The 4,610-nt window shown below is 40.4% G+C and carries 3 protein-coding genes, 5 tRNA genes, 2 rRNA genes and 1 pseudogene; 1 reads left to right on the top strand and 10 read right to left on the bottom strand.

The features are described from left to right. The 5 genes and pseudogenes from GKR61_RS03190 to GKR61_RS03170 form a co-directional block, all read right to left on the bottom strand. Positions 1-64, bottom strand: a pseudogene (locus GKR61_RS03190) (GTP-binding protein); the annotation flags it as partial. 123 nt (positions 65-187) lie between these two features. Then, positions 188-263, bottom strand: a tRNA-Thr gene (locus GKR61_RS03185). Between the two features lie 6 nt (positions 264-269). Continuing rightward, positions 270-344 (bottom strand) — tRNA-Gly (locus GKR61_RS03180). A 71-nt stretch (positions 345-415) separates the two neighbouring features. Continuing rightward, positions 416-500, bottom strand: a tRNA-Tyr gene (locus GKR61_RS03175). Between the two features lie 15 nt (positions 501-515). After that, positions 516-591, bottom strand: a tRNA-Thr gene (locus GKR61_RS03170). A gap of 427 nt (positions 592-1,018) precedes the next feature. On the opposite strand from GKR61_RS03170, the gene coaA reads away from it, so the two are divergent. Next, on the top strand, positions 1,019-1,969 hold the full coding sequence (gene coaA, locus GKR61_RS03160; RefSeq protein WP_154599544.1) for a type I pantothenate kinase: 951 nt from the start codon (positions 1,019-1,021) through the stop codon (positions 1,967-1,969). A gap of 32 nt (positions 1,970-2,001) precedes the next feature. Here coaA and birA read toward each other — a convergent pair whose 3' ends face one another. From birA to rrf (GKR61_RS03135), 5 genes are all read right to left on the bottom strand, one after another. Next, positions 2,002-2,979, bottom strand: coding sequence for a bifunctional biotin--[acetyl-CoA-carboxylase] ligase/biotin operon repressor BirA (gene birA / locus GKR61_RS03155; protein WP_036950942.1), 978 nt, complete (start codon positions 2,977-2,979; stop codon positions 2,002-2,004). Next, positions 2,976-4,010 carry a UDP-N-acetylmuramate dehydrogenase gene (murB, locus tag GKR61_RS03150; RefSeq protein WP_036950944.1) on the bottom strand — a complete coding sequence of 345 codons (1,035 nt, stop codon included), beginning with the start codon at positions 4,008-4,010 and terminating at the stop codon, positions 2,976-2,978. The genes birA and murB overlap by 4 nt, the downstream gene beginning before the upstream one ends. Positions 4,011-4,185: 175 nt before the next feature. Continuing rightward, positions 4,186-4,301 (bottom strand): 5S ribosomal RNA (gene rrf / locus GKR61_RS03145). 29 nt (positions 4,302-4,330) lie between these two features. Further along, positions 4,331-4,406 (bottom strand) — tRNA-Thr (locus tag GKR61_RS03140). Positions 4,407-4,451: 45 nt separating this feature from the next. After that, positions 4,452-4,567 (bottom strand): 5S ribosomal RNA (rrf, locus tag GKR61_RS03135). Positions 4,568-4,610: the final 43 nt, after the last annotated feature.

Below are 4,610 nucleotides of genomic sequence, written 5' to 3'. Positions count from 1 at the left end.
CAACGTGGCCGATTGTACCAACGTTAACGTGCGGTTTTGAACGTTCAAATTTTTCTTTAGACATTAGATTGTCCCTCTAAGACACGGAATCGGTGGTTAAACCACATCAACCAAGCAAGGATTAAATTCGCTTGTATTCTTTCTTTACAGGAGACAAAACAGGAGATAATTGAGAACATCGGGGAAGTGGTGCTGATAGGCAGATTCGAACTGCCGACCTCACCCTTACCAAGGGTGTGCTCTACCAACTGAGCTATATCAGCACATCTTGGAGCGGGCAGCGGGAATCGAACCCGCATCATCAGCTTGGAAGGCTGAGGTAATAGCCATTATACGATGCCCGCAATGAACTCGGCTACCTGAGTTATCAGCTGTTAAACTGTTTTCCGCAAAGCTTATAGAAGCTTATTGGAGATGGTGGTGGGAGAAGGATTCGAACCTTCGAAGTCTGTGACGGCAGATTTACAGTCTGCTCCCTTTGGCCGCTTGGGTATCCCACCTATCCAAATTTTTAATGGTGCCGGCACCAAGAGTCGAACTCGGGACCTACTGATTACAAGTCAGTTGCTCTACCAACTGAGCTATGCCGGCATCAAGTGCTGCGCATTCTAGGAAGAGTGAGCGCAGGTTGCAACAAAAAAATTTAATTTTTTGTTCATTTGCTCATATTTTATTCACTTTTTGCGATTTTGTTGATTTTTTATCTATTTTGAGATTAAAACATCAACAGCAGCCATCAACTATAATCGATTATAATCTTAGGAGTAAAGCACCGTTATCGAGTTTGGTTTCGTAAAATATAATTTTTTTATTCACTATCACAGTTTTTCCCCTATTTTTATCGTTTAGTTTTTCAGCAAAAATCCTGCTTTTTTTTGCATACGTCAAAAAAAATTCACATAAAACACAAAAAAACCTACGCCTACTTCTCTTCACTCGCTATGATGCTACCAAATTTTATGGATACAGATGCTTTTGCAGCCTGTCCAACCTGCACACAATAGGCAGATGTTGGCTTATGAAACAAAAAGAAAATTTTATGACGACACCATATTTAGAGTTCGATAGAGAGCATTGGGCCACTTTGCGTGATTCTGTACCTCTAACATTATCATCAAGTGAGCTTCTTGAACTTAAAGGTATTAATGAAGAGCTCTCCATGGATGATGTCATCGAAATTTATCTTCCTCTTTCGCGTCTGCTGAACTTTTATATAAGTTCCAATTTGCGCCGTCAGGCGGTGTTAGAGCAATTTTTAGGGACTAATGGAGCAAAGGTACCCTATATCATTGGTATCGCTGGTAGTGTTGCTGTAGGAAAAAGCACTACCGCTCGTTTGCTACAAGCGCTACTAACCCGTTGGCCAGAACATCGAAAAGTTGATTTGATTACTACCGATGGCTTTTTATATCCAAACCAAGTCTTGCGCGACAAAGATATAATGAAGAAAAAAGGTTTTCCGCAATCTTACGATATGCGGAAGTTGGTTAACTTTGTTTCTCAAATCAAGTCAGGAGCGCGCAATGTTGCAGCACCTGTTTATTCGCATTTAACATACGATATTGTTCCTGATCAGACACAAGTTATCGACCAACCTGATATTTTAATATTAGAAGGGTTAAACGTCCTGCAAAGTGATATGGACTACCCTCAAGATCCTCACCATGTCTTTGTTTCTGATTTTGTTGATTTTTCCATTTATGTTGATGCTGCCCCTCAATTACTGAAGCAATGGTATATCGGACGCTTTTTGAAATTTAGACAAGGTGCGTTTTCTGATCCCGATTCATATTTCCATAATTACTCTAAGCTCAGTGAAGAAGAAGCTATCAATGTAGCGAGTTCAATTTGGGATGAGATTAATGGTTTAAATCTTGAAGAGAATATTTTGCCGACGAAAGAACGGGCAAGTTTAATTATGACTAAGGGTGAAAATCATTCTATTAGGAATGTACGCTTAAGAAAATAATTGATAAGGCCGGTATTATCCGGCCAATTTAATTAATTTTCATTCGATCTTAATGATATTTCACCGCCAATATAGGGGATAATGTCTCCATTTTCTTTTTGTAATAACAGAGCGCCCTGCTCATTTATTCCCTTTTCAACACCTACAACAATATCATTACCAATCAATAATTTAACCTTGCGTCCTAAAAAATTATCTAATTCAAACCATCGAGACAAAAATGGTTCCAATCCTTGTTTCTCAAATATACATAATGATTCTTTTAATGAATTAATAATATTTCCAGCTAACTCATTTCTCTCAATATTTTCAATTTCATCAATTAATGCAGACCAAGCTTGATTTATTGTTTCTTCTTTTTTAATGATATTTTTACTCATACCAATATTGATACCAACACCAATAATAATATGCGCTGCATCACCAGTTTTACCGGTTAGTTCAACCAGAATTCCAGCAAGCTTCTTATCATTCATGTAGAGGTCATTAGGCCATTTAACTTTGACTTTATTTCCACATAATTTATTTAAGGTTTCAGCAATCACAATACCAACAACTAAGCTCAAACCAATCGCAGCAGCAGGACCTTGCTCTAACTTCCAATATGTTGAAAGGTAAAGGTTACATCCGAATGGCGAAATCCATTGGCGCCCGCGACGACCTCTTCCCGCACTTTGGTATTCAGCTAAGCAAGTATCCCCAGATTGCAGATGAGGGATTCGATCCAACATATATTGGTTAGTTGAATCGATAACCGGTTCAACTATAACATTAGAGTCAGTAACATACTGTTCAATGCGTTCTTTACTCAGTAGGTTAATTTGCGAAGGAAGCTGATATCCTTTGCTAGTCACTGTTTGAATATCGAGACCCCATGAGCGCAATGTTTTAATATGTTTGTTAATTGCCGCTCTCGTCATTCCTAAGCGTTCACCCAGTTGTTCTCCTGAATGAATTTGTCCATCCGCCAAAATATCGATAACCTGTAATGGAATACTCATCTCTTTCATTGTATACAGTCCATCGCATTGACCTCTCCATTTCGTCCTATAAAACGAACTTCAGGCTCCAAAAATATATCGAAATGCTGTGCAACTGTGTGGCTGACATGCTTAGCGAGCTCCACAATATCTTTTCCTGTCGCATTCTCTCTATTGATCAATACCAAAGCTTGCTGTGTATGAACTGCAGCACCACCTAGTTCATAACCTTTTAAGCCACATTGGTCAATCAACCAACCTGCCGCTAATTTCACATTTCCATCTGCCTGAGCGTATTGAGGACAATTAGGATAGCTAGCTTTGATTGTCTCCGCGAGTTCACCAGAGACGACCGGATTTTTAAAGAAACTACCAGCATTACCTGTTACAGCGGGATCCGGTAATTTACTTCTGCGAGTCGCACATACCGTATCAAACACATCAGAAGGCGTTACAGTATTAGGATCGAGCTTAGCTAAATCACCATATGTTAGCTTTGGTGACCATTCCTTAGCAAAAATCAATCCAACGCTGATAATCGCATGTGAATTCTGATATTCATGTTTAAAGATGCTGTCTCGATATCCAAAACCGCATTCTTCAGCAAGGATTCGAGTGATTCGACCTGTATTTAAGCAGAGGATATCCACATATTCACAAATATCTTTTAGCTCTAAGCCATAAGCTCCAATATTTTGTATCGGTGCAGAACCTACGCATCCAGGGATCAGCGCTAAGTTCTCTGCACCATATATTCCTTTATGAAGCAATGTTTCAAGTAGTTGATGCCAGTTTTCCCCCGCGGATGCGTGTACATGCCAAGCATCTGCAGACTCAGTAATTTCGATACCTTTAATTCTGTTTACAATGACCACACCTTCAAAGTCTTCAGTAAATAACACATTGCTTCCCCCGCCTAATAGCAGTACTGGAAGATTGCCATTTTTTGCTGTTGTCCACTGTTGGTACAGCGCATCAGCGCTTTGTACAATATTCACCTTAATAGCTTTGGCATCAATACCGAAGCTATTAAGTGATTTGAGTTCGGCGGTCAGGTTCATTACTACCTTCATTTCAAATAGTGATCTAAGATTTTATAAGTCTATCAGCCAGACCTAGCAGTGAATAGCATGTAGGCGGAAATAATATGATAAGTAAAAAATTGAGAAGAGTTTTGGAAAGTACAGATCGTTAGATAGCAAAAAGCCACCCATTGGGTGGCTTCTTATATTTAAAACCTAGCAGTTCCCTACTCTCACATGGGGAGACCCCACACTACCATCGGCGCTACGGCGTTTCACTACTGAGTTCGGCATGGGGTCAGGTGGGACCACCGCGCTATTGCCGCTAGGTAAATTCTTTTAAACTATTTTAGTATTCATGGTGCTGATACCCAGATTCGAACTGGGGACCTCACCCTTACCAAGGGTGTGCTCTACCAACTGAGCCATATCAGCAATATGGTACGGTCAGTCAGCACTGACACAACCTTAAAAATTGATGTCTGGCAGTTCCCTACTCTCACATGGGGAGACCCCACACTACCATCGGCGCTACGGCGTTTCACNACTGAGTTCGGCATGGGGTCAGGTGGGACCACCGCGCTATTGCCGCCAGACAAATTCTGTTTATTCCCGTCTAAGTTTTCTCTTAAACCAGAA

This window comes from Providencia sp. wls1916 (genome assembly GCF_009706585.1).
Classification (GTDB): Bacteria; Pseudomonadota; Gammaproteobacteria; order Enterobacterales; family Enterobacteriaceae; genus Providencia; species Providencia lanzhouensis.
This window is presented reverse-complemented; position numbering and strand designations above follow the sequence as displayed.